This is a genomic window from Pelomonas candidula, from assembly GCF_043555985.1.
Classification (GTDB): Bacteria; Pseudomonadota; Gammaproteobacteria; order Burkholderiales; family Burkholderiaceae_C; genus Pelomonas; species Pelomonas candidula.
Window position 1 is genome coordinate 15,922 of the sequence record NZ_JBIGIC010000003.1, and the last position, 24,189, is coordinate 40,110.

A 24,189-nucleotide genomic window follows, 5' to 3' on the forward strand; every position below is an offset into this window, starting at 1 on the left:
AGCCCCGCAGCAACGGGGAAATTACCCAGGAGCCCAGCCGGCGCGCAGGCCGGTCAGTCGACGTCGATGGTGTACGTCACCGCCTGCGACAGCTCGGGCAGGATGCCGCCGAAGTTCAGCGTGTAGCGGCCCTTCTTCAGCGGGCCCAGCGCCACGTAGAAGCCGTTGCCGGCGGCCAGCGTGTCGTCATCGTCGGCAACGTGGAAGCAACGCCGCGTGACCTGTCGGTGCGCGGCCAGGCCGGTGAAGCGCTTGCCGTTGACCTCCAGCACCAGCGCCGTGGGCGCGGGAGCCAGCTCGGCGGCGCGGCGCTTCAGCGAGGCGCAGCTCTCCTCCTCGTCGTCCGGCTCGACGGCGATGAAGTTGACGAGCGGGAAGAACAGCGTCTTGCCCGCCGGCACGCGGCATTTGCGAACGGTGCGCGCCGTCTCGTAGGTGCCGGCCAGGAACCAGACCGGCCCGCTCTGGCCCTCGGCGCAGAGGCTGCCGTCGGGGTCGCCGACGGGGCTGCCGTCGTCGTCGAAGGACAGCGCCCAGCGCCACCACCGCTTGGACCATTCCTCCTGCGACTGGCCGGCGATGGGCTTGGTCGGTGCGATCAGCGGCAGCGTGGGCGCGCCGGGGGTCTGCGCCCCTGCCGGCAAGGCCGCGGCGGCCAGCAGGGCTGCGGCGAGGGTGAGGTTGAACTGCATCGGTACTCCCTGGGCGGCTGGATCAGCCGCCGAACATCATGCGTCGGGCCACGGCCGTCTTCAGCGGCGTGGCCAGCTCCAGCCCTGCCAGCGCCAGGCCACGCAGCGCGGGCAGCCCGGGCAGGCGCCACGCGAAGCTGCGGGCAAGGAAATCGGTGGCGGCGATCATGGGCCAGCGGTCGGGCGCGCGCTGCCAGTCGATGCGGGCCAGCACGGTGTCCAGGCCCTGGCCGGTTTCAGCCGCATCGCGCAGCGCGTCCACCAGGGCCTGGGCGTCGCGCAGGCCGAGGTTGAGCCCCTGGCCGGCGACGGGGTGCAGCGTCTGCGCCGCGTTGCCGATGCGCAGCGTGCGGCCCTGCAGCAGCCGCGTCTCGGCGTTCAGGCCCAGCGGGAAGCACTTCAGCGGTGAGATGCCGGTGAGCCGGCCGGCCGCGGCAGGCAGCTGCTGCTGGATGACGGTCAGGCGCTGGGCATCGTTGAGGGAGGCGATGTCGTCCTCGGCCTGCGGCAGGCACCACACCAGCGCGGCGCGCGGGCCCTGCGCGTCGTCGGGCAGCGGCAGCAGCGCCAGCGGCCCGTTGCGCGTGAAGCGCTCGATGGCCAGCCCCTGCAGCCCCGGCGCGGCCAGGCGCACGCTGCCGACCCAGGCGTTCTGGTGGTAGTCGCTGCTGATGCGCTTGCGGGCCTGCTCGGCGAACACGCCGCCCTCGGCGACGACGGCGAGGTCGAAGCGCTCGACGAGCGGCCCTTCGCCGCTGTCCAGCTCCACGCCGCCAGCCTCGGAGCGGATGGCGTGCACGGCGGTGCCGAAGCGGGTGAACAGCCGCTGCGGCTCGCCGGCCGCCACGTCCAGCCAGCGCTGCTGCAGCGGCGCCACCAGCGCGCCGTAGGGCAGCACGGCGCCCAGCTGCGGCAGGCCCTGGTCGGCCGCGCGTATCCACACTTCGCCCGCCACCGGCGCGGGCGGCGCCTGGCTGACGTGCACGGTCTGGATGGCCTGGGCCGTCGCGGGCTGCCAGGCGTGCAGGCGTTGCAGCAGCCGCACGCTGCCGAGGTTGAGCGCCAGCGTGCGCGCGTCGCCACGGATGTCACGGTCCAGCGGCCGGGTGTCGAAGAGATGGATGCGGGCCTGTGGCAGGCGCTCGGCGGCCAGCAGGGCGAGCGCGAGGCCGGCGGGGCCGGCGCCGATGACGGCGAGGTTCATGCCCTCAACGATACCCGGCCGGTCGGCAGGCGCATTCGAGCCCGCGTAAGCTGCCGCCCTTTCCTCAGCCCCCTGACAGGATCGCCCATGCAATACCGCCGCCTCGGCCGCGCCGGCCTCCAGGTCTCCGAACTCTCGCTCGGCTCCTGGGTCACGTATCACAACCAGGTCGACACCAAGGCCGCCACCGAGATGCTCGCCGCCGCCTTCGACGCGGGCGTGAACTTCTTCGACAACGCCGAGGTCTATGCCCAGGGCGAGAGCGAGGTCGTCATGGGCCAGGCCTTCAAGGCGCTGGGCTGGAACCGGCTGGACTACATCGTCTCCAGCAAGTTCTTCTGGGGCCTGGCCCGCGACGGCGTGACCGTGAACCGCAAGGACACGCTGAACCGCAAGTACCTGATGCAGGCCGTGGACGCGTCGCTCAAGCGCTTCCAGCTGGAACACCTGGACCTGATCTACTGCCACCGCCCAGACCCGCACACGCCCATCGAGGAGACGGTCTGGGCCATGAGCGACATCATCCGCCAGGGCAAGGCGCTGTACTGGGGCACCAGCGAGTGGAGCGCGGCTGACATCCGCGCTGCGTGGGACATCGCCGAGCGCCACCACCTGCACAAGCCGGTCGTCGAGCAGCCGCAGTACCACCTCTTCCATCGCCGGCGCGTCGAGCAGGAGTACGCGCGGCTCTACGACGACATCGGCCTGGGCCTCACCACCTGGAGCCCGCTGGCCTCGGGCCTGCTGACCGGCAAATACCGCAGCGGCATCCCGGCCGGCAGCCGCGCGGCGCTGGAGAGCATGGCCTGGCTGCGCGACAACGTGCAGGACAAGGCCAAGAACGACGCCGTGGCGAAGCTGGCGGAGATCGCCGCCGAGCTGGGCTGCGACACCGCCCAGCTGGCCATCGCCTGGGCCAACCGCAACCCGCGCGTGTCCAGCGTCATCCTGGGTGCCAGCCGGCTGGAGCAGCTCAAGCACAACCTCGGCGCGCTGGCCGTCACGCCGAAGCTGACCGCCGAGGTCGTCGAGCGCATCGACGCGATCACGAAGCCGCTGGCCGGCTGACCTCCGTCAGCCCACGGCCGGCCTGGCGACGGGCACCCACACCCTGAAGCGGGTGCCCTCGCCGGGCGCGGACTGCACCTCGATGCGTCCGCCGTGCTTCTGCACGATGGAGAACGACATCGACAGCCCCAGCCCCGTGCCCTGGCCCACCGGCTTGGTCGTGTAGAAGGGCTCGAAGATGCGGCGCTGCACCTCGGGCGGCATGCCGCAGCCGTCGTCGGCCACCTCGATCCAGGCCCAGTCGCGCCCGCCCTGCTCGGCCACGCCGGTGGCAAGCGTGATGACGCCGCGGCGGTCCGCCGGCATCGCGTGCGCGGCGTTGACGATGAGGTTCATGAACACCTGGTTGAGCTGCCCCGCCAGGCAGCGCACCGGTGGCAGCGTGCCGTACTGGCGCTTCACGTCGGCGCGGTACTTGACCTCGTTCATGACCACGTTGAGCGTGGACTCCAGGCCCGCGTTGAGGTCGGCGTCCTGCCAGTCGGCATGGTCCACGCGCGAGAAGTCCTTCAGGTCCTGCACGATCTTGCGCACGCGCGACAGGCCGTCCTCGCTCTCGCGCAGCAGCAGCGGCAGGTCCTCGGCGAGGAAGTCCAGGTCCGCCGCCTTCTCTAGCGCCGCCAGCTCGGCGTCGGCAGGACCGCGGGCGCGGGCCGCGTAGGCGTTCACCAGCGCCAGCAACTGCTCGACATAGCGGCGCAGCGTGCCGAGGTTGGAGTTGACGAAGCCGACGGGGTTGTTGATCTCGTGCGCGACGCCGGCTGCCAGTTGGCCGATGGAGGCCAGCTTCTCGGACTGCAGCAGCTGGTTCTGCGCCTCCTCCAGCCGCGCGTTGGTCTCCTGGATGTTGCGGTAGTTGCGCACCAGCTCCTCCTGCGCGCGCATGACCTCGCTGTGGTCCTGCAGCAGCCACCACATGCCGGGCGAACTGCCCGCCGGGTTGGATGCATAGGCGATGAGCTGCACCCAGATGCGGCGACCGGTCCACGTGCGCATCCACATCTCGTGGACCAGCGACGTGCCGGCCCGCAGCGCGCCGACGGCCAGGCGGCCGAGGTCATGGAAGTCGCCGTCGTCGAGGAAGAAGCGCCGCAGCGGCAGCTCGGCCGGCGCAGGCTCGGGCGGCAGCTCCAGGATCTCGGCGAACTTCTTGTTGCTGCGCGAGATCTTCAGCTCGCGCGTGGCGATGATGCCCACCGAAGCGTTTTCCAGGAAAGCCTCCAGCTCCTGGTGCGTCAGTCGCAGTTCGGCCGTGCGCTGGGCAACGATGGATTCCAGCTCCACCTGATGGCGGCGCAGCTGCTCCTCGGCGCGATGCCGGGTGGTCACGTCCTGCAGTGTCTCGATGGCCCCCATCACCTGGCCGTCGATGCCGCGCAACGGCGCGGCCGTCACATAGAGCCAGCGCCCGCCGGGGCTCAGCTGCGGGAAGAAGCCTTCGTAGGCATAGCTGTCGGGCAGCAGCGGCGAGCGCTGCAGGTCGCTGCCGTAGTACAGGGGCCCGTCGCTGTCCACGCGGCCGTCGACGATGAGTTCTGCCAGCGTCGGCCGCGGTTCGGCGTGGAAGGCGCGCCAGGTCTCGTCGCCACCCAGCATCTGCAAGGCCGGCTGGCCGGTGAGCTGGGCGCAGGCGGCGTTCCAGTGCGTCACGTGGTGGCCGCTGTCGATCACGTAGCTGGCCACCGGCCCGTTCTCGACGATCTGGTACATGACCCGGCCCACCTCGAGCAGGCTGTTCTGCACGTGGCGCATGTCGCTGAGGTCCTGGCAGCTCAGCAGCACCAGCGGCGCGCCGCCCTCCGCCAAGGCCAGCCGGCGTGCGGTGATCTCCAGGTGGCGGCTGCTGCCGCTGGCGCTCAGCGCCTCGATCTCCATGGCCGGCAGCGCCTCGTCGCTGCCCAGGCAGCGGCAGCCGTAGTCGCGCAGTGCGGCCTGCTGCGGCGCGGCGGCCCAGGCCTGCGGGGCCAGCAGTGCCAGCTCGTCCGCCGAGCGGCCCAGCAGGCGCAGCATCGCGTCGTTGGCGAACACGATGTGCGTGCCGTCGTGCGCCAGCAGCGGCGCGCAGACCGCCTCCAGCCCCGCGCGCAGGCCGGCTGGCAGCGCGGGAGCGGGGGCACTCATGACCCGACCGCGGCGGCGTCGAGGACGTAGGCGCCGTCGCTGCTCCAGTTGACCCGCGTGATGCCGGGCTCCAGGCGCTCCAGCCGGCGGCGCTCGAGCTCCTGCGGCGACAGCTCGCCGCGCGCCAGGCGCTGCTGCTCGGCCAGCAGATGAAGCTCCACGGCGCGCTGGTGCTCGTGCAACTGCTCGTGCACGACGGCCAGCAACTCGGGCTCGTTCCACGGCTTGGCCAGGAACAGCGAGATGCGGGCCGAGTTGATGGCGTCGGTGAGCCCTTCGAAGTCCGCATGGGCGGACAGCACGACGCGCCGGCAGTCGGGCTGGCACTCGCGCAGCCGGGCCAGGAACTGCGCGCCATTCATGCCAGGCATGCGGAAGTCGCTGATCGCCAGCGCGAAGGCCTGTTCAGCCGCCCGTGCCAGCGCGGCCACGGGTTCGGTGAAGGTCTCCAGCCGCAGCTCGGGCCACAACCCGTCCGCGACGCCACGGCGCAGCGTGCGCACCAGCGCGCTCAGGATGGCCGGCTCGTCGTCCACGAGCAGCACGTGCAACGGGCCGGGGGGGGAGAAGGAGGTTTCGAAGGGCATGGGCGTTCTCGGATGGGCGTCAGGCGGGGACGGCGGGGGTGGGCAGGCCGCGGATGCGGAAGACGATGTCCAGCCCTTCGCGGGCCAGCAGGTCGCGGATGGTGGTGATGACGGGCGCGTCGAACACGAAGCCCGCCGCCAGCAGCAGCGTGCCGTGAGGGCTCAGCAGGTCGTGCGCCATCACCATGCCGGGCTTGAGATCGGCTGCCACCAGATGCCGTTCCCTCGGCGCCTGGCTGGGCGCGGTCGTCATTAGGCGCTCGAAGGCGTCCACCACCGCCGGTGCGAAATGCGTGCCGGCCGCGCCGCGCACGGCGGCGCGGGCCTGCTCGGGGCTGTGGCGGCGCTCGGACAGCCGGCCGGCCTGCAGCCCCTCGTACGTGGCGGCCAGCCCCACGACCTGGGCCGCCAGCGGCAGCTCGGCACCGCCCAGGCCGTCCGGGAAGCCGTGGCCGTCCAGCCGCTCCTGGTGCCAGCGCACCAGCCGCGCCGCGCCGCGCAGGCCGGTCAGCGGCATCAGCGCCGCCTCGCCCTGCAGCGGATAGCGGCGCCAGCGCGCCAGGTCGTCATCGCGCATCACCGACACCGGCTTGCGCAGCAGCGCATCGGGCAGGCCGATCTTGCCCACCTCGTGCAGCAGCCCGGCGGCGTAGCACTCCTCCTGCTGCGACGGCGACAGATCCAGCGCCGCCGCCAGGCGCCGCGCCAGCTGGCCGACGCGCTCGGAATAGCCGGCCAGCACGCCCTCGCGCAGCTCCATGAGCCCTGCGAACACCTTGATCGACAGCAGGAAGTGCTCGCGCTGCTCGGCGAAGGCCTGCTCCAGCATCGCGTTCACCTGCGACAGCTCCGCCGTGCGGGCCGCCACACGGCGCTCCAGTTGCTCGTTGTGCTCGCGGGTCAGCGCCAGCAGGCGACGGTTCTCCGCCTGCAACCGGTTGCGCTCCAGCGCATCACCGACGGCCAGCAGCAGCTCATGGTCGTCCCAGGGCTTGGCGACATAGCGCTGGATCTCGCCCTGGTTGATTGCGGCGATCGTCGAGCCGATGTCCGCATAGCCCGTCAGCAGCAGCCGCGCCACGTCCGGCCAGCGCTCACGCACCGTCTGAAGCAGCTGCGCGCCGTCCATGCCCGGCATGCGCATGTCCGACAGCACCAGGTCCACATGCTCCTGCTCCAGCAGCGCCAGTGCCGCCGCACCACCCTCCGCCAGCAGCACGCGGTAACCCTGAGGCCTGAACAGCCGCCGCAGCGCGCTGAGGATGGAAGCCTCATCGTCCACGAACAGCACCGTCGCCGGCTCAGCGGCGGGCGAAGCGGAAACGAACGGGGCGAGGGGGGCATCCATGGCAGAACTCCGGCGGCCCCGGACTCACCCGGTGAATCGGCAGGGCTGCAGCGCCAGTTTGCTTCAAATTGATAAATTCAAATTGACCCATTTGATACAAACATCTCGAGCACGCCACTAGTTCACGATCCGGGGCGGGCACCGGCGATGCGGACCGGCGTTTTTCCCGATCGCGGCAGGGGGCGAGGCGTCACAGCTGTCGCGGAGAATGCCGGAATGAGGGTCTTCAAAGCGAGTGGGTGGGCAGCCCTGCTGATCGTGCTGGGGCTGGCACAGGCGGCCGGAGCCGTGGTGCCGCGCTTCGAGCCCATCGGCGAACCGGGCGCCGTCCGGGACAACGTTGTCTCCGCGCTCGCGCAGGACGCCCACGGCCTGCTGTGGGCCGGCTCGCCCGAAGGCCTGCTGCGCTTCGACGGCTACACCTTCAAGCACTACGCGCTGGCCGCCCCTGACGGCCAGTTGCTGCCCGAGCAGTTCGTGCGCGCCATGCTGCCCGACCCGCGCGGCTGGATCTGGGTTGCGGCCGGCAACAGCGGCCTGGTACGGCTGGACCTGGCCACCGGCCGCTGGGCCCGCTGGGCCCGCGACGGCGCCTCCGCCGACGAGACCGCCCCCGCCGCCAACACCGTGCGCACGCTGGCGCTGGAGAAGGACGGCACGCTGTGGATCGGCGGCAGCGGCGGGCTGGACCGCTTCGATGTCAAGGGCGACCGCTTCACCCACCACCGCGGCCGCGAGGACGGCCTGCCCGACCCGCGCGTGCAGACGCTGCTTGTCGACCGCCAGGGCGTGCTGTGGATCGGCACCTGGCGCGGCCTGGCGCGCAAGGCGCCCGACGGTCCCATCGAGACGCTGGACGTGGGCCTGGGCGACCAGCTCGTCACGCTGCTGGCCGAGACGCTGGACGGCCGCATCATCGCCGGCACGGCCCAGGGCCGGCTCAAGGCCCTGTCCACCAGCGGCCAGCCGCTGCCCTTCAGCCCGGGCTCGCCCGCGGACGGCTCCTCCAGCGTCTGGCCCGTCATGGCCATGGCCCAGCCGGATGCCGACGAACTGTGGTTCGGCGACTCCTCCGGCCTGTCGCGCCGCCGCGCGTCGGACGGTGCGCTCATCGAACGCCTGTCCGCCACCGGCGGCAACGCCACCGGCCCGCGCAGCGACGTGCGCGCGCTGCTGCGCGACCCCTCCGGCACCATCTGGGCCGGCAGCTACGGCGGCGGCCTGATGCGCCACGTGCCGTCGCTGCCGGGCTTGTCCATGGTGCGCGACGCCATGGGCCCGGCCACGCTGGACGTGCGCAGCATCCTGCAACTGAAGAACGGCGAGGTCTGGCTGGGCACGCTGGCCGGCGGCATCGAGCGCCGCGACCGCGACCTGCAGCCCATCGCCCACATCGCGCCGGGCAGCGCCGGCCTGCCGGCCGGCCGCATCAACGCGCTGGGGCAGACGCTGGACGGCTCGGTCTGGGTGGCCATCGACACGCAGTTGCTGCGCTTCGACGAGCACGGCCGCTGGAAGGAGACGCTGCGCAGCGGCAATGCCGTGCCGCGGCGCTTCCAGGCCACCGAGGACGGCGCGCTGTGGATCGGGACGCTGGACGGCCTGATGCGCTGGACGCCGCAGCACCCGCAGATGCGAGCCATCCCGACGGCCGGCCTCGTCGGCGGCACGGGCGAGGTCAACGCCTTCGCCCGCCTGCCCGATGGCAGCCTGTGGGCCGGCGGCGCGGCGGGCCTGTTCCGCATCGCCAACCCGACGGATGAAGAGCCGGTGGCGGAATGGATCGAGCCCAAGGGGCTGACCGGCCAGACCGTGCTGGGCATGGCCGTGGACCTGGCCGGCCGCCTGTGGGTGGACACCGGCACCGGCCTGCACCGGCTGGTGCAAAGCCACGGCAGCCAGGCGCGTTTCGAGACGGTGCCGGCGTCCGACGTGGGCGGCGCCTTTGGCGCCAACCTGCTGCTGGACAAGCGCGGCCGCATCTGGTCGCAACGCAACATGTTCGACCCGCGCACCGGCGAGCGCCGCGAGCTGGGCGCGGCCGACGGCGCCGACCTCGGCACCGGCTGGTTCCGCGCCTACGTGCAGCTGGATGACGGCCGCATGCTGTTCGGCGGCGCGCACGGCCTGCTGGTGATCGACCCCAACCGCTTCTCGCCATGGTCCTACCAGCCGCCGCTGGTCATTTCCGAGCTGCGCGTGGAAGGCGAGGAACGGCCGCTGCCCGCCGGCGCCGACAAGATCGTGCTGGCGGCCGGCGAGCGCGCCTTCAGCCTGTCCTTCGCGTCGCTGGACTACAGCCAGCCCAGCCGCAACCGCTACCGTTACCGGCTGCAAGGTCTGGACGACGCCTGGGTGGACGGCACGTTGGGCCGCACGGCCACCTACACCAACCTGTCGCCGGGCCATTACCGGCTGCACATGCAGGGCAGCAACCGCGACGGCGCCTGGGGCTCGGGCGAACTGGTCGTCGACGTCGACGTGCGCGCCGCCTGGTGGCAGACCAGCTGGGCCCGCGCGCTGGCGGTGCTGGCCGTCATCGGCGCCGTCACCGGCATCGTGCGCGTGCGCACACGGCTGCTGCTGCGCCGCCACCGCGTGCTGGAGGCCCGCGTGCAGGAGCGCACCGAGGCACTGGAGGCCGCCACGGCAGCGCTGACGGCCAAGTCCGCCGAGCTGGAGGAGGCCAGCCTCACCGACCCGCTGACCGGCCTGCGCAACCGCCGCTTCCTGGACCGCCAGATGCCCGCCGACGCGGCGCTGGCCGTGCGCCACTACGAACCCCTGGCCGGGCAGGCGAGCCCTGAGGGCAGCGAGCAGGACCTGCTGTTCTTCCTCATCGACATCGACCACTTCAAGCGCATCAACGACGCCCACGGCCACATGGCCGGCGACGCCGTGCTGACGCAGATGCGCGGCCGGCTGGAACAGGTGTTCCGCGAGACCGACTACCTGGTGCGCTGGGGCGGCGAGGAGTTCCTCATCGTCGCCCGCGGCACGCCGCGCAGCCGCGCTGCCGAGCTGGCCGAGCGTGCCCGCCAGGCCATCGCCGCCCAGCCGTTCGCGCTGGACGGCGGCTACCGGCTGTCGCTGACCAGCTCGGTCGGCTTCAGCGCCTTCCCGCTGTGCACGCGGCTGCCCGCCGCGCTGGACTGGCACGCCGCCATCGACCTCGCCGACGCGGCGCTGTACGAGGCCAAGGACGAAGGCCGCAACGCCTGGATCGGCCTGCTCGATGCCGAAGCTGCGACCGAGGCCGAATTGCGCGAGGACTCGCGCCGGCGCCTGGACGACTGGGCCGCGACGGGACGGGTCCGGCTCGTCACGTCCGTCGCCGCGCGCGTACCTGCGCGCTGACGCGCCTCGGGGAGGCGCAGGCTCCCGCGACCGGGGCGCCCCGCCGCGGTGGCCTGCTACGCTCGAAGCCCCCTAGAACAACAACCGTGTCGATGCGTCTGTCATCCGTCCTGCTCCCGCTGCTGCTCTGCTGCCTCGGCCTGCCGGCCGCGCGAGCCGAGCGCGACGCGATGTCAGAGCCCCGCTTCGTCACCGCCACCGGCACCTCGGGCATCGTCGACGGCATCGTCGCGGCGCTGGCACAGGACGAGCGCGGCCTGATCTGGGTGGGCACCAGCGTGGGCCTGGTGCGCTATGACGGCTACCAGACCCGGGCCTACCCGATGACGGAGTCGGACCGCCCCGGCGGCCGCGCCAACCGCTTTCTGCGCGCGTTGCTGGCCGACCGCGGCGGCGTGCTGTGGGCCGGCAGCGCCAGCGACGGCCTGGCCCGCTTCGACTCGCTGACCGAGCGCTGGACCTTCCTTCAGCACGACCCGGCCGTGCCCGACTCCATCTCGCCCGGCAGCGTGCTGCGGCTGGCGCGCGCCCAGGACGGCCGCATATGGGTGGGCCTGCTCGGTGGCCTGGACCGGCTGGACCCCGCCACCGGCCGCTTCGAGCATTTCCGCGTCGCCGACGGCCACGGCCTGCCGGACGACCGCGTCGGCGCGCTGCTGGTGGACCGCGACGGCGACCTCTGGGTGGGCACCTGGCGTGGCCTGGCACGGCTGCGCGCCGGCAGCCAGCGCTTCGAGCCGGTTGAGGGCGGCTGGGCGGTCAACGCGCTGGCCCAGGGTGGCGACGGCCGCATCTGGGTCGGCACGCGCGACGGCCGGCTGCTGCTGGTGGACCGTGGCGGCCGCACCGCGCCACACGCGCTGGAGGCGGGCGAAGGCACGCGGCCGTCGCCGGTGCTGAGCCTGCTGAGCGTGGGCGACGGCGAGGTCTGGGTGGGCCGCGTCACCGGCGTGGAACTGCGCGCCACCGACGGCCGCCTGTTGCAGCTGCTCAAGCGCAACCAGCGCCGCCCCTGGACGCTGGGCGGCACCGACTTCCACGCGCTGCTGCGCGACCGTGCCGGCACGCTGTGGGTAGGCGGCTACGGCGGCGGCCTGCAGCGCTACGACCCCGAGAACCATGCCCTGTGGGTACGCCGCCAGGACGATGACCCCGCCAGCCCGCTGGCCGACACCGACGTGCGCAGCGTGCTGCAGCTGGCCAGCGGCGAGATCTGGCTCGGCACGCTGGAGCGCGGCATCGCTGTGCTGGACCCGCAGCTGCACCTGACCGGCGCGATCCGGCCGGACACCCGCTTCAGCGGCCTCGTCGCCGCACTGGCCCAGGCCGGCGACGGCAGCGTCTGGGCCGGTACGGAAAGCGGCCAGCTGTTCCGCTTCGACACCCAGCACCACCTGCGCGAGGTCCGCTCCACCGGCCAGGCCCGCGTGCGCCGGCTGCTGGCCGGCCGCGACGGCACGCTGTGGGTGGGCACGGCCGATGGCGTGCACCGGCTGGCGCCCGGCGCGACCGAGCTGGACCGCCTGCCACTGGCCGGTGGCAAGCGCCTGGGTGGCAACGTCAACGCGCTGGTCGAAACCGCCGACGGCCACCTGTGGGTGGGCGCCGAGGCGGGCCTCTTCCAGCTCGTCGACGGCGCCCTGCGCCCGGCCGGCGCCGGCCTGCCGCAGGAGGGCGTGCTGGGCCTGCTGGTCGACCCGCGCGGCGTGATGTGGGTAGACACCAGCGCCGGCCTGTTCCGCCGCCCGCCGGGCGCGGACTTCGAGCGCGTGGCGCTGCCGCGCGGCGCGCAGGACCGCAGCTTCGGCGCCAACCTGCTGGCCGATGCCCAGGGCCGCATCTGGACACACCGCGGCATGTTCGACCCCGCCACCCGGACGTACACCGAGTTCGGCAAGATCGACGGCGTCGACATCGGCACCGGCTGGTTCCGCGCCTATGGCCAGCTGGCCGATGGCCGCATGCTGTTCGGCGGCAGCACCGGGCTGCTGGTGGTCGAGCCCTCGCATTTCCACCGCTGGGACTTCCAGCCGCCCATCGTCGCGACCGAGCTGCGCATCGACAGCCGCCGCCAGCCCGCCGGCCTGCTGCGTGACGGCCTGACGCTGACGGCCCGGCAGCGCGCGTTCTCGGTGGAGTTCGCCGCGCTGGACTACAGCGCGCCGGCGCAGAACCTCTACCGCTACCGGCTGCAGGGCTACGACGAGGACTGGATCTCCACCGGCGCCGAGCTGCGCGTGGCCAACTACGCCAATCTGGCACCCGGCCACTATTCGCTGCAGGTGCAGGGCAGCAACCGCCTGGGCGACTGGACCGACCAGCCGCTGCTGATCGACGTCGAGGTGCAGCCGGCCTGGTGGCAGACCTGGTGGGCACGCACGCTGGGCGGGCTGCTGGCCGGGTTGGGCATCTACAGCCTCGTGCAGTGGCGTACGCGCGCGCTGGAGCGGCGCCAGGCCGAGCTGGCGCGGCGCGTGCAGGAGCGCACGGCCGAGCTCGAGGCGCTGTCCGCGGCGCTGAAGGAGTCCAGCCTCAGCGACCCGCTGACCGGCCTGCACAACCGCCGCTACCTGACGCAGCACATCGACGCCGACATCGCCGTCGCGCTGCGCCGCCATGCCGCGGGCAGCGCACCGTCGGACAACGGCGACCTGATCTTCATGCTGGTGGACGTGGACCACTTCAAGCTCGTCAACGACCGGCACGGCCACTCGGCCGGCGACGCCGTGCTGGTGCAGATGCGCGAGCGGCTGCGCGAGGTCTGCCGCGACAGCGACCACGTCGTGCGCTGGGGCGGCGAGGAGTTCCTCGTCGTCGCCCGCGACGGCTCGCGAGAGCACGCCGCCGACCTGGCCGAGCGCATGCGCCGCGCGGTGTCCGGCCGCCCCTTCGAGCTGCCCGACGGCCAGCGGCTGACGCGCAGCTGCTCGATCGGCTTCGCCTGCTTCCCGCTGGCCCCGGCCCACCCGCAGGCGCTGGACTGGGGCACCCTCATCGACGTGGCCGACGGCGCGCTCTACGAGGCCAAGCGCAGTGGCCGTGATCGGTGGGTGGGCGTGGTCAGCGCCGACGCCGGACTGGACGCCGACGCGCTGCGCGACCTGATGGGCCGCCCGCCCGTCGAATGGCTGGCCAGCGAGCGGCTGCGCGTGCTCAGGAGCGCTCGCTAGCTAGGGCCCCAGCCGAACGGTGCCGGCAGCGCCGCCAGGATGCGCTCGCGCAGTGGCGCGTAGGCGGCGTCCACCGTCTGGCCCGGCCGCGGCGCGAGCGGGTCCTGGTGGCTGCCGAAGGCCTCGTCCAGCTCCACCCAGTCGTCGGGGCTGAACACCTCGGCCGCGCGTGGCAGGATCTCGGTCTCCTCGCGCTTCATGTGGCGCAGGTAGCGCGCCGCGTAGACGCGGATCTGCTGCTCGAACTTGTCGCGCCGCGCCTCGCCCATCTGCTCCCAGGCCAGCAGGCTGTGCTGCAACTCGCGGATGGCGCGCTCGCCCTGGGCGTGGTCGGCCTCCAGGTCGTCCAGCGTGTCGCGCAGCGCCGGCGCCAGCGCGCGCAGCTTGGGGAACAGCAACTCGCTTTCCTTTTTGTGATGCAAGCGTTCGGGAAATTCGTCGACGTAGAACAGCATCGCCCGCAGCGCGCCGAAGTCCGGTGGCGTGTCAGCGCGGCGCTGCGCCTCCAGCAGCAGCGGCACCGTGCGCAGCATGGCCGCGAGGGCATCGTGCTCGGCGCGGATGACACGCACGGCCAGGGGCATGGGCGACGGGAACATGCCGCGAGCGTCGCGCCTCGACCACGACCGGACCTTGCGCTGGATCAAGCGGCCGAAAGTCACCCCCGTAAAATCGCGCGTTTTGCCCCTTCAGCCCAAGAAAGCTCCGGCCATGACTGACGCATCGACCGCCTCCCCCACCCTCATGGCCAACGCGATCCGCGCCCTCGCGATGGACGCGGTGCAGGCGGCCAACTCCGGCCACCCCGGCGCCCCGATGGGCATGGCCGACATCGGCGTGGCGCTGTGGGCGCGCCACCTCAAGCACAACCCGGCCAACCCGCACTGGGCCGACCGCGACCGCTTCGTGCTGTCCAACGGCCACGGCTCCATGCTGATCTACGCGCTGCTGCACCTGACGGGCTACGACCTGCCCATCGAGGAGCTGCGCAACTTCCGCCAGATGCACAGCAAGACGCCCGGCCACCCGGAAGTGGGCATCACCGCCGGCGTCGAGACGACGACGGGCCCGCTGGGCCAGGGCGTGACCAACGCCGTCGGCCTGGCACTGGCCGAGAAGCTGCTGGCGCGCGACTTCAACCGCGATGGCCACCAGATCGTCGACCACCACACCTACGTGTTCCTGGGCGACGGCTGCCTGATGGAAGGCATCTCGCACGAGGCCGCCGCACTGGCCGGCGCGTGGAAGCTGAACAAGCTGATCGCCATCTACGACGACAACGGCATCTCCATCGACGGCCAGGTCGCGCCCTGGTTCGCCGACGACACGGCCAAGCGCTTCCAGGCCTACGGCTGGAACGTCATCGGCCCGGTGGACGGCCATGACGTGGACGCCGTCGACGATGCCATCGGCAAGGCCAAGAAGAGCGCCGACAAGCCGACGCTGATCATCGCCAAGACCCACATCGGCAAGGGCTCGCCCAACCGCGCCAACACCAGCAAGGCCCACGGCGAGCCGCTGGGTGCCGAAGAGATCAAGCTGACCCGCGAGGCGCTGGGCTGGACGCATGAACCCTTCGCCATCCCGGCCGAGGTCTACGCCGCGTGGGATCACAAGTCTGCCGGCGATCAGGCCGAGAGCGCCTGGGACCAGCGCTTCGACGCCTACGCCGAAGCCCACCCCGAGCTGGCCGCCGAATTCCAGCGCCGCATGGCCGGCGTGCTGCCCACCGACTTCGCGCAGATCGCCGTCGACGCCGTCGTCAAGGCCCACGCCGAGGCGCAGACCGTCGCCAGCCGCAAGGCCAGCCAGATCGCGCTGGAAGCCTTCACGGCCAAGCTGCCCGAGATGCTGGGCGGCAGCGCCGACCTGACCGGCTCCAACCTGACCAACACGAGCAGCACGCCCAACCTGCGCTTCGACGCCGCTGGCACGCCCAACAATGGCCGCCACATCAACTACGGCGTGCGCGAGTTCGGCATGGCCGCGATCATGAACGGCATCGCGCTGCACGGCGGCTTCATCCCGTACGGTGGCACCTTCCTGACCTTCAGCGACTACAGCCGCAACGCCATCCGCATGGCCGCACTGATGAAGACGCGCGTCATCCACGTGATGACGCACGACTCCATCGGCCTGGGTGAAGACGGCCCGACGCACCAGTCCATCGAGCATGTCGCCAGCCTGCGCCTGATCCCCGGCCTGGACGTCTGGCGCCCGGCCGACACGACCGAGACCGTCGTCGCCTGGACGATGGCCCTGGGCAACGCGCAGCGCCCCAGCCTGCTGGCGCTGAGCCGCCAGAACCTGGCCTACTCGCCCAAGACCAACGTCGACGAGATCGCCAAGGGCGCCTACGTGCTGAGTGAACCGGCCAAGGGCAAGGCCAAGGCCGTCATCATCGCCACCGGCTCCGAAGTGCAGCTGGCCATGGCCGCGCAGAAGCTGCTGGCCGACGAAGGCGTGAAGGTGCGCGTGGTCTCCATGCCGTCCACCAGCGTCTTCGACCGTCAGGACAAGGACTACAAGAAGACCGTGCTGCCCAAGGGCCTGCCGCGCGTGGCGGTGGAGATGGGCGTCAGCGACTTCTGGTGGAAGTACGGCGTGGACGCCGTCGTCGGCATCGACACCTTCGGCGAATCGGCCCCGGCGCCGGTGCTGTTCAAGCACTTCGGCTTCACGCCCGAGAACGTGGCGGCGACTGTGAAGGCGGTGCTGAAGAAGAAGTAAGCCGCCAAGCGGCGCCAAGAACCGACAGGGTCATCACGATCCGAGCGTTTGACCGGTGCCGATTGCTCACGCCATGAGCGCTGGGCCTGTGCGTCATTGGCGCGCGGGCCAGCCCGGTCAACTCAGGCCTGGATACCATGAGCTGACGTGACACGGCCGGCGCGGGGCGCCCCGGTCTCGTCAAGACCCGCTTGAGCAACCGTCAAGGTCTGCGGCGCCGCGTTCCGCTACGCTGCGGTTTCTGCGCGCGTCGACGCGTCCGGGGAGACAAGACTTGCGACTGATAAATCTGCTGCGCCGCGCTGCACTGGCAGCGGTACTGCTGTGGCAACTGGCGCCGGTGCACGCACAGGATCTGTCGCCTGCACCCGACGTGCGCTCCAAGGCGCTGCTGGCCTGCCTGACGACACCGGGCCAACCGCCCCAGTTCTCCGCCGACGAGATCCAGCGCGAGAACCGCGCCACGGTCCGACTGTCGCTGCGCTTCACGGCGCCCGACGCCGAGCCTGAGGTGGCAGTCGTGCGCGGCGACGCGCCGGAAGACATGGTCCGACGCCTCCAGGCCTTTGCCCGCCTGTACCGCCTGCCCTGTCTGCCGACCGGCGAAGCCCCAGTGCTGGCGGTGCAGGAGTTCCTGTTCGACGCACACGGTCTCGGCCCGGTGCATTGGAGCCTGACCGCGACGCAAGACCCGCAGGTGGCCGCGCACGCGGCTGCGTTGCGCCAGTGCGTGAAGCGCCCGGAGCGGATCTACTTTCTGGAAAGCGATCCCGGCGAATCGATCAACGTGCTGGTCAGACTGGTGTTTAGGAGTGCCGAGGCTGCACCCGACGTCAGGCTGCTGTATTCGACACTGCCCAAGGCAGGTCGCGTCGACCTTTTGGCCTACCTGAAGGACTACCGGCTACCCTGCCTGCCGGCTGGCGCAGAGCCATTCGAGGTCGAGCAGCATTTCAAATTCAGCGGCCGCGACGCAGCGACGCACTTCGGCCGCGAATTCCCGCTCAGGCAGTTCCTCGGTGGTGTGAAGGGCGCACAACAACTCCAGGCCGACTTCGACTTCAACACGATGGACTGCCCCTTCAAGGTGGCCTGGACACTGGGCAAGCCGGCCTGGGACAACAGCGTCGGAGAGATCGGCGAACACAATCTGAACCGCGCTGCCTTCCTGGATTGGCTGCGTGGGCTGGAACTGGCCTTGCAGCCTGATCGCTTCCAGAACCTGCTCGGCAGCGACCTCGTCATCAACGTACCCTGCGGCCGTCTGCGCCTGAACCAGCCGCCGTTGAAATCGACCTGAAACCCCACCCGCCCACGGATCGCTGAGAATCGGCGGCCCCGCGCGAACCTCTTTCCTTTCCTCTGGAGACTCTCCCATGACCATCAAGATCGGCATCAATGGCTTCGGCCGCATCGGACGCATGGTGTTCCGTGCCGCTGTCGCGAACTTCAAGGACATCGAGGTCGTCGCGATCAACGACCTGCTGGAGCCCGACTACCTGGCCTACATGCTCAAGTACGACAGCGTGCACGGCAAGTTCGAGGGTGACGTGGCCGTCGAAGGCAACACGCTGGTCGTGAACGGCAAGTCCATCCGCCTGACCGCCATCAAGGACCCGACGGAACTGAAGTGGGCCGAGGCCGGCGCCGACATCGTCATCGAATCCACCGGCATCTTCCTGGACAAGGCCGGCGGCGAGAAGCACCTGGCCGCGGGCGCGAAGAAGGTCATCTTCTCGGCACCCAGCAAGGACGAGACGCCGATGTTCGTCTACGGCGTGAACCACACCAAGTACGCCGGCGAAGCCATCATCTCCAACGCGTCGTGCACGACCAACTGCCTGGCTCCGCTGGCCAAGGTGCTGAACGACAAGTGGGGCATCAAGCGCGGCCTGATGACCACCGTGCACGCCGCCACCGCGACGCAGAAGACCGTGGACGGCCCGAGCAATAAGGACTGGCGCGGCGGCCGCGGCATCCTGGAGAACATCATCCCCAGCAGCACCGGTGCCGCCAAGGCCGTCGGCAAGGTCATCCCCGAGCTGAACAAGAAGCTGACCGGCATGAGCTTCCGCGTGCCCACCAGCGACGTGTCGGTCGTCGACCTGACCGTCGAGCTGCTGAAGGACGCCAGCTACGAAGAGATCTGCGCCGAGTTCAAGGCCCAGAGCGAAGGCGCGCTGAAGGGCGTGCTGGGCTACACGGAAGACAAGGTCGTCGCGACCGACTTCCGTGGTGACCCGCGCACCTCCATCTTCGACGCCGACGCCGGCATCGCGCTGGACGGCACCTTCATCAAGCTCGTGTCCTGGTACGACAACGAATGGGGCTACTCGAACAAGGTCCTGGAAATGGTCCGCGTTGTGGCCGGCTGATCAACGTCTGCCAAGCAAAAAGGGGCGCCACCGGCGCCCCTTTTTCATTTCAGAACAAGAGCTGGAACGCGCCGGCCAGCGCGAGCGAAACCGCCGCCAGATGCAGGCCCAGCCACGCGTACAGCGCCTTGGCCGCCAGCTTGTGCTGCCGGTGAGCCCAACTGAGGTCGCACAGTTTTGTCAGCAGGGCGGCGGCGCACGAGGCATACCGGCCTGCTGCTGCCTTCGGGCGTCAGGAGCCGCCGTTCAGCATGTGAACCTTCGCCGCAGCCAGCGGCATTGCCTGAAGGTCTTTGCATGAAATTCGCCTCCACCCGCCTGATCGCTGCCGACATCCAGGCCATGGTCGGCTTCTACGAACTGGTGACGCAACAGCGCGCCGACTGGCTGGCGCCCGTGTTCGCGGAGATCGTGACGCCCGCGGCGACGCTCGCCATCGGCAGCACCGAGACGGTGGCGCTGTTCCAGGCGGGCAGTGCCGAGCCCGGCGCCAACCGCACGGCCATCCTCGAATTCATCGTCCCTGACATCGATGCAGAGTTCGAGCGGCTGAATGGCAAGGTGCCGTGGGTGCACGCGCCGAAGCTGATGCCATGGGGGAACAAGTCGGCCCAGTTCCGCGACCCCGAGGGCAACCTCGTGGCGCTGTTCACGCCGGTCACCGACGCCGCGAAGGCACGTTTCGGTTCGCGCTGATACCTGCGCGCCTCACACGCCGAACCGCCCCACGAGGAAATCGATCGCGCTGCGCAGTTTGGCGGTCGGCCGCCGGTCGGACGCGTAGACGAGGTGCATCGGCGTGGGCCGGAACGACCACGCCGGCAGCACGGGCAGCAGGCGCCCGCTGGCGAAGTCGTCGGCGAGGGCGTCCTCCGGCTGCAGCACGATGCCCGCACCGGCGGCCGCGGCGCTGCGCAGCGCACCACCCTCGTTGGCCGTGAAGCGACCGGCCACGGGGACGACGCAGGCCTCGCCGGCCGGCCCCACGAGGTGCCAGCTGTCGGCATGGCGCCAGTAGCGGATGGCCAGGCACGAGTGCTGCGCCAGCTCATCCGGGTGGTCGGGCGTGCCGTGGGTGGCCAGGTAGCGCGGCGCCGCGGCGAGCACACGCCGGTACGGCCGCAGGGGCCGCGCCACGAGCGCCGTGTCGCGCACGTCACCGATGACGATGCCCAGCTCGCAGTCCTTGGCGATGCGCGCCTCCGGGCGGTCGTCCAGCGTCAACTCGACCGACACCTCCGGATGCGTGGCGATCCAGCCCGCCAGCGCCGGAGCCAGCACACGGCTGCCGAAGCCCACGGGCGCGACGATGGCCAGCGGCCCGCGCGGCGCCCGCTGCAGCTCGGTGGCGCTGGCCTCGGCAAGCGCCACACCGGCCAGCGCGGCGCGGCAGCGTTCGAGGTAGAGCTGCCCCACCTCGGTGAGCTGGTGGCGGCGCGTCGTGCGGTGCAGCAGGCGGGCACCGAGTCGCTCCTCGATGGCGCGCACCTGCTTGGCCACCATCGTCGGCGACACGCCCGTGGCCAGCGCCGCCGCGGCGAAGCTGCCGCCTTCGACGACGCGCACAAAGGTCTCCATGCCCGCCAGCTTGTCCACGATTGCCAACCTCCAGGTTCGGGATGTCGGTCATCCTCGCAGGTTTATCGCCGCGGCCCGGCACAGGAGACTGCGTCCACGCCCGGCACACCGCCGGGCTTCAACGGAACCCACACCATGCCCATCCTTCGCCTCGAAATGCACCCCGGCCGCACACAGGACCAGAAGCGCGACTTCGTCCGCGAGGCCACCCGCGTGGCCGTCGAGATCCTGAAGTGCCCGCCGGAAAGCGTGGACATCGTCATCCAGGAAGTGCCGCGCGAGCAGTGGGCCAAGGGCGGCAAGCTGCTCTCGGAAGGCTGAGCCTTCCCCGACGGCGCGGACAAGACGTGCAAGAACTGCACGCCGAACGCCGACGCCGGCTAGATGCAGTCGGGCCACTACGACCGCACCGGCGGCGGCAACTCGTCGTGGAACGCCGCTCACGCCAGTCGCGGCTGCAGCCAACCCAAGCTGGTGGCTACGGGCGGCGCAGGGTTGCTGTACTGCTTTGCGGCGAACTGAGTCAACGGTTCGTTCGGCTGGGCAGGGGCCTGTGCGCGCTCGCCTGCGGCAAGGGCCTTTTCTTCAGCGGCGATACAAGCGTTTCCCCGGCGAGCCGACATACCTGTCCGTCGCAGACCGTCCGTCTTCGGTGATCACTGTCACGGTGAAGTGACATCCATAGACGGAGTCCGTCCCGAAGCGGGCCGACAGGACTCTGATCTGCCCAAGTACCACACCATGCTTGGCCGCCAACGTCGGGAGCGCTTGTCGATACCGTTCGATAGCCTGGAGAAGACTCGGCGACGCAGGGCTGCCCGCCGCGGTCGCGGCAAGGAAATCGACTTCGATATAGCCCGGCTCCTCAGCCGCTGCTTCACCAAAGACATTCATGTCGTACACACCGATCAGCAGCCCGATGCCGCTGGCCAGCGAGTCCGCCAGGTTGTGTGCCAACGATCTGAGATTCCCGAACTTCATCGCAAGTGCTCCCGATGCCGTCGGACACCGTCTCGTCTGAGCTCTATCGCACCAGCCGCAACGCGGCTTCCACCGCCACCAGTTCCTCGCCCGTCAGCGCCGCCCCGTTCGCCGCCCCCAGCGCATCGTCGATCTGCGCCAGGCGGCTGGCGCCGACCAGCACCGACGTCATGCCGGCGTGGCGTAGCACCCAGGTCAGCGCCAGCTGCGGCAGCGTCTGGCCGCGGGCGTCGGCAATCGCCTTCAGCGCACGCACGGCGGCCAGCTTGCCTTCCGTGAGGTCGGTGGGCTTCAGGAAGCCGCCTTTGGCAGCACGCGAGTCGGCAGGGATGGCCGACGCGAGGTAGCGCTCCGTCAGGATGCCCTGCGCCAGCGGCGAGAAGGCGATGCAGCCGATGCCTTCCTCGGCCAGCGTGTCCAGCAGGCCGTCCTCGACCCAGCGGTCCAGCATGCTGTAGCGCGGCTGGTGGATGACGCAAGGCGTGCCGAGCCGGCGCAGGATGGCGCTGGCCTCGCGCGTCTGCTCGACCGAGTAGTTGGAGACGCCAGCGTAGATCGCGCGGCCGCTGCGCACCGCATGGTCCAGCGCGCCCATGGTTTCTTCCAGCGGCGTGTGCGGATCGGGGCGGTGGGAATAGAAGATGTCGACGTAGGGCAGGCCCAGCCGCTTCAGGCTCGCATCCAGGCTGGCCAGCATGTACTTGCGCGAACCCCATTCGCCGTAAGGGCCGGGGCCCATGCGGTAGCCGGCCTTGGTGGAGATGATGAGTTCGTCGCGGTGGGCATGCAGGTCCTCGCGCAGCAGGCGGCCCATCGTCAGCTCGGCCGAGCCGGGCGGCGGGCCGTAGTTGTTGGCCAGGTCGAAATGCGTGATGCCGCGGTCGAAGGCGCCCAGCACCATCTCGCGCGCGGTGTCGAAGCGGTCGACATCGCCGAAGTTGTGCCACAGACCCAGCGAGAGCGTGGGCAGCAGAAGTCCGCTGCGGCCGCTGCGGCGGTAGGGCTGGCGTTCGTAGCGCTGGGGATCGGGGGTGTAGCTCATGGTGGAGAAGGGGTCAGCGACGGGGGCGCCGCGATGGTATGCGGGTACCCGCATGTAATGACACCCGGAGCTTCACGCGCCGGCGGCCGGTTGCCGACCAGCAGTAAGCCAGTTAGCCTTGGTCCTCCAGGCCGCGCCGCCTTCCGAGGGCCGCGATCCGGCCAGCTTGAGGAGGTCGATGATGAACTCGCCTTTCGCAGCCGCTGCAGCCGGCCTCGCAGGGTTTCCTGCTTCGGCGCTCGGCCCACGCCCCTCGCTGGACCGACTGCTCCACGCCATCCGCCGGCACATGGAGATGGACGTCGCGTTCATCTCCGAGTTCAAGGACGGTCGCCGATTCTTCCGGCAGGTGGAGATCGGCGATTCCGCGCTGGCGATCCAGCCGGGCAACTCCGACCCGCTGGAAGAGAGCTACTGCCAGCGCGTCGTCGACGGCCGGCTGCCCGAGCTGATCCCCGACGCCTGCGCCAATGCCGAAGCACTGACGCTCGCGGCCACGCGGGCCGTGCCGGTCGGCGCGCACCTGAGCGTTCCCATCCGCCTGGCCGACGGCCGCGTCTACGGCACCTTCTGCTGCTTCAGCCATGCGCCCAACGCGACGCTGACGGAGCGGGACCTGAACGTCATGCGGGTGTTCTCCGACATGGCCGCCGAGCAGATCCAACACGACCTCGACCAGCAGCTGGCGCGGCACGAGATCGAGGACCGCATCGACGCCGTGCTGCGATCCGACGGCCTGCGCATGGTGTACCAGCCCATCGTCGACGTGGCCACCAACAGCGTGGCGGGCTTCGAGTCGCTGGCCCGCTTCACCTCCGAGCCCTATCGCACACCGGACGTCTGGTTCTCGGAGGCCGGTGAGATCGGTCGTCTCATCGAGCTGGAGAGCCTGGCCATACGCCTGGCACTGGCCAGCATCGCGGAGCTGCCGGCTAGCGTCTATGTCGCCGTGAACGCGTCCCCCGAGACCATCGTCAAGGGCGCGCTCGCGGAGGCGCTGCGCGGGCAGCCACTGGAGCGCCTCGTCGTCGAGGTGACGGAGCACCAGGCCATCGAGCGCTACGAGGACATCGCCAACGCCATCGCACCGCTGCAGCGGCGTGGCCTGCGCATCGCCATCGACGACGCGGGCGCCGGCTATGCCAGCTTCCGGCATGTGCTGAACCTGCATCCGCACATCGTCAAGCTGGACAACAGCATCACGCACGACATCGACGTCGACCGCTCGCGCCGCGCGCTCGCGGCCGCGCTGTGCGGCTTCGCGGCCGAAACGGGCTGCGGCATCGTCGCGGAGGGCGTGGAGACGGCCGCCGAACTGGATGCCGTCCGCAAGCTGGGCATCGCCAGGGCCCAGGGCTACCACCTCGGCCGGCCGATGAGCTTCGCGGACGTGCGCACGGCGCTGCTGCACTGACGCGGTCAGGCGCAGAAGACGGACGCGCCGACCGGGTGGCCGACATTCAGCGCGACACATCCCGCTCAGGCGCGGGCCAGCCGCCTCACCACCGACACGAGATGGGCGATCTCGTCGCAGGTCTCGGCGCTGCGTATGTCGGCGCAGACGGCGCGGCCCGCCTGCATCAGCGCCCAGGTATCACGCCGCGCAAGGCTGCCTGCGAACGGCAGGGCCGCGGCCTGGGCCAGGACTTCGGGTTCATGGAGAACGGTGGTGCTCATGTCGGGTCTCATGCGAAAACCGAGCAAGGCCAGGTGCACGCCCTTCTTCGTCAAACGAAGCAAATCAAGGACGGTTAAGCGCTTTGCGAGTCAGCCGCGCCGGTCATGCATCCCGCTGCGATGGCCCCAAAGAAAAACCCTTCGGCCGGCACGCGGCCCGAAGGGTTGAAATCCACCCAGGGTGGGCGGAGGAGACAAACGAATTGAGCGCAAGCTTAACCGCGATGCTGCGGTGCAGCAATGAATAAAAGCGCGTGAG

General features: G+C 70.7%; 19 protein-coding genes. 9 read left to right on the top strand and 10 right to left on the bottom strand.

The window, feature by feature from the left end; genetic code table 11:
- Window positions 1-53: 53 nt before the first annotated feature.
- Together ACG04R_RS06245 and ACG04R_RS06250 are read right to left on the bottom strand one after the other, a co-directional pair.
- Window positions 54-692 (bottom strand): hypothetical protein, encoded by a 639-nt coding sequence (locus ACG04R_RS06245; RefSeq protein ID WP_394407282.1) that lies wholly within the window; start codon window positions 690-692, stop codon window positions 54-56.
- A gap of 22 nt (window positions 693-714) precedes the next feature.
- On the bottom strand, window positions 715-1,896 hold the full coding sequence (locus ACG04R_RS06250; RefSeq protein ID WP_394407283.1) for an FAD-dependent monooxygenase: 1,182 nt from the start codon (window positions 1,894-1,896) through the stop codon (window positions 715-717).
- Between the two features lie 87 nt (window positions 1,897-1,983).
- On the opposite strand from ACG04R_RS06250, the gene ACG04R_RS06255 reads away from it, so the two are divergent.
- The gene (locus ACG04R_RS06255) at window positions 1,984-2,964 is read left to right on the top strand and encodes a potassium channel beta subunit family protein (RefSeq protein WP_394407284.1); all 981 of its coding nucleotides are present in this window, start codon (window positions 1,984-1,986) and stop codon (window positions 2,962-2,964) included.
- A gap of 6 nt (window positions 2,965-2,970) precedes the next feature.
- Here ACG04R_RS06255 and ACG04R_RS06260 read toward each other — a convergent pair whose 3' ends face one another.
- From ACG04R_RS06260 to nosR, 3 genes are read right to left on the bottom strand one after another with little or no spacing between them, the layout of a single operon-like run.
- Entirely contained in the window at window positions 2,971-5,085 is a 2,115-nt protein-coding gene (locus ACG04R_RS06260) for an ATP-binding protein (protein WP_394407285.1), read from the bottom strand.
- Window positions 5,082-5,672: a response regulator gene (locus ACG04R_RS06265; RefSeq protein ID WP_394407286.1), complete on the bottom strand. Its 591-nt coding sequence runs from the start codon at window positions 5,670-5,672 to the stop codon at window positions 5,082-5,084. Before ACG04R_RS06265 ends, ACG04R_RS06260 begins: the two co-directional genes overlap by 4 nt.
- Before the next feature lie 19 nt (window positions 5,673-5,691).
- Window positions 5,692-7,020 (bottom strand): response regulator c-di-GMP phosphodiesterase, NosR family, encoded by a 1,329-nt coding sequence (nosR, locus tag ACG04R_RS06270; RefSeq protein ID WP_394407287.1) that lies wholly within the window; start codon window positions 7,018-7,020, stop codon window positions 5,692-5,694.
- A 216-nt stretch (window positions 7,021-7,236) separates the two neighbouring features.
- Between nosR and ACG04R_RS06275 the strand changes: the two genes are divergently transcribed.
- Window positions 7,237-10,377, top strand: a complete 3,141-nt coding sequence (locus ACG04R_RS06275) for a diguanylate cyclase (RefSeq protein WP_394407288.1) — start codon at window positions 7,237-7,239, stop codon at window positions 10,375-10,377.
- A 92-nt stretch (window positions 10,378-10,469) separates the two neighbouring features.
- Window positions 10,470-13,547 (top strand): diguanylate cyclase, encoded by a 3,078-nt coding sequence (locus ACG04R_RS06280; protein WP_394407289.1) that lies wholly within the window; start codon window positions 10,470-10,472, stop codon window positions 13,545-13,547.
- On the opposite strand, the gene ACG04R_RS06285 is transcribed toward ACG04R_RS06280, so the two are convergent.
- Window positions 13,544-14,146 (bottom strand): hemerythrin domain-containing protein, encoded by a 603-nt coding sequence (locus ACG04R_RS06285; RefSeq protein ID WP_394407290.1) that lies wholly within the window; start codon window positions 14,144-14,146, stop codon window positions 13,544-13,546. The two genes, ACG04R_RS06280 and ACG04R_RS06285, sit on opposite strands and share 4 nt — an antisense overlap.
- 145 nt (window positions 14,147-14,291) lie before the next feature.
- Here ACG04R_RS06285 and tkt point away from each other — a divergent pair, with 145 nt between their 5' ends.
- The 4 genes from tkt (at window position 14,292) to ACG04R_RS06305 (ending at window position 19,348) form a co-directional block, all read left to right on the top strand.
- On the top strand, window positions 14,292-16,277 hold the full coding sequence (gene tkt / locus ACG04R_RS06290) for a transketolase (RefSeq protein ID WP_394407291.1): 1,986 nt from the start codon (window positions 14,292-14,294) through the stop codon (window positions 16,275-16,277).
- Window positions 16,278-16,551: 274 nt separating this feature from the next.
- Window positions 16,552-17,577 (top strand): hypothetical protein, encoded by a 1,026-nt coding sequence (locus ACG04R_RS06295; protein WP_394407292.1) that lies wholly within the window; start codon window positions 16,552-16,554, stop codon window positions 17,575-17,577.
- A 76-nt stretch (window positions 17,578-17,653) separates the two neighbouring features.
- Window positions 17,654-18,652, top strand: coding sequence for a type I glyceraldehyde-3-phosphate dehydrogenase (gap, locus tag ACG04R_RS06300; protein WP_394407293.1), 999 nt, complete (start codon window positions 17,654-17,656; stop codon window positions 18,650-18,652).
- Between the two features lie 297 nt (window positions 18,653-18,949).
- Window positions 18,950-19,348, top strand: coding sequence for a VOC family protein (locus ACG04R_RS06305; RefSeq protein WP_394407294.1), 399 nt, complete (start codon window positions 18,950-18,952; stop codon window positions 19,346-19,348).
- A 12-nt stretch (window positions 19,349-19,360) separates the two neighbouring features.
- On the opposite strand, the gene ACG04R_RS06310 is transcribed toward ACG04R_RS06305, so the two are convergent.
- On the bottom strand, window positions 19,361-20,248 hold the full coding sequence (locus tag ACG04R_RS06310; protein WP_394407295.1) for a LysR family transcriptional regulator: 888 nt from the start codon (window positions 20,246-20,248) through the stop codon (window positions 19,361-19,363).
- 117 nt (window positions 20,249-20,365) lie between these two features.
- Here ACG04R_RS06310 and ACG04R_RS06315 point away from each other — a divergent pair, with 117 nt between their 5' ends.
- Window positions 20,366-20,551, top strand: a complete 186-nt coding sequence (locus ACG04R_RS06315) for a 4-oxalocrotonate tautomerase (protein WP_394407296.1) — start codon at window positions 20,366-20,368, stop codon at window positions 20,549-20,551.
- 264 nt (window positions 20,552-20,815) lie between these two features.
- Here ACG04R_RS06315 and ACG04R_RS06320 read toward each other — a convergent pair whose 3' ends face one another.
- Both ACG04R_RS06320 and ACG04R_RS06325 read right to left on the bottom strand, forming a co-directional pair.
- A complete protein-coding gene (locus ACG04R_RS06320) occupies window positions 20,816-21,211 on the bottom strand; it encodes a hypothetical protein (protein ID WP_394407297.1) in 396 nt (131 codons plus the stop codon).
- Window positions 21,212-21,254: 43 nt separating this feature from the next.
- The gene (locus ACG04R_RS06325) at window positions 21,255-22,253 is read right to left on the bottom strand and encodes an aldo/keto reductase (protein ID WP_394407298.1); all 999 of its coding nucleotides are present in this window, start codon (window positions 22,251-22,253) and stop codon (window positions 21,255-21,257) included.
- A gap of 181 nt (window positions 22,254-22,434) precedes the next feature.
- Here ACG04R_RS06325 and ACG04R_RS06330 point away from each other — a divergent pair, with 181 nt between their 5' ends.
- Window positions 22,435-23,667 (top strand): sensor domain-containing phosphodiesterase, encoded by a 1,233-nt coding sequence (locus ACG04R_RS06330; protein ID WP_394407299.1) that lies wholly within the window; start codon window positions 22,435-22,437, stop codon window positions 23,665-23,667.
- Window positions 23,668-23,732: 65 nt separating this feature from the next.
- Here ACG04R_RS06330 and ACG04R_RS06335 read toward each other — a convergent pair whose 3' ends face one another.
- A complete protein-coding gene (locus ACG04R_RS06335) occupies window positions 23,733-23,930 on the bottom strand; it encodes a hypothetical protein (RefSeq protein ID WP_394407300.1) in 198 nt (65 codons plus the stop codon).
- Window positions 23,931-24,189: the final 259 nt, after the last annotated feature.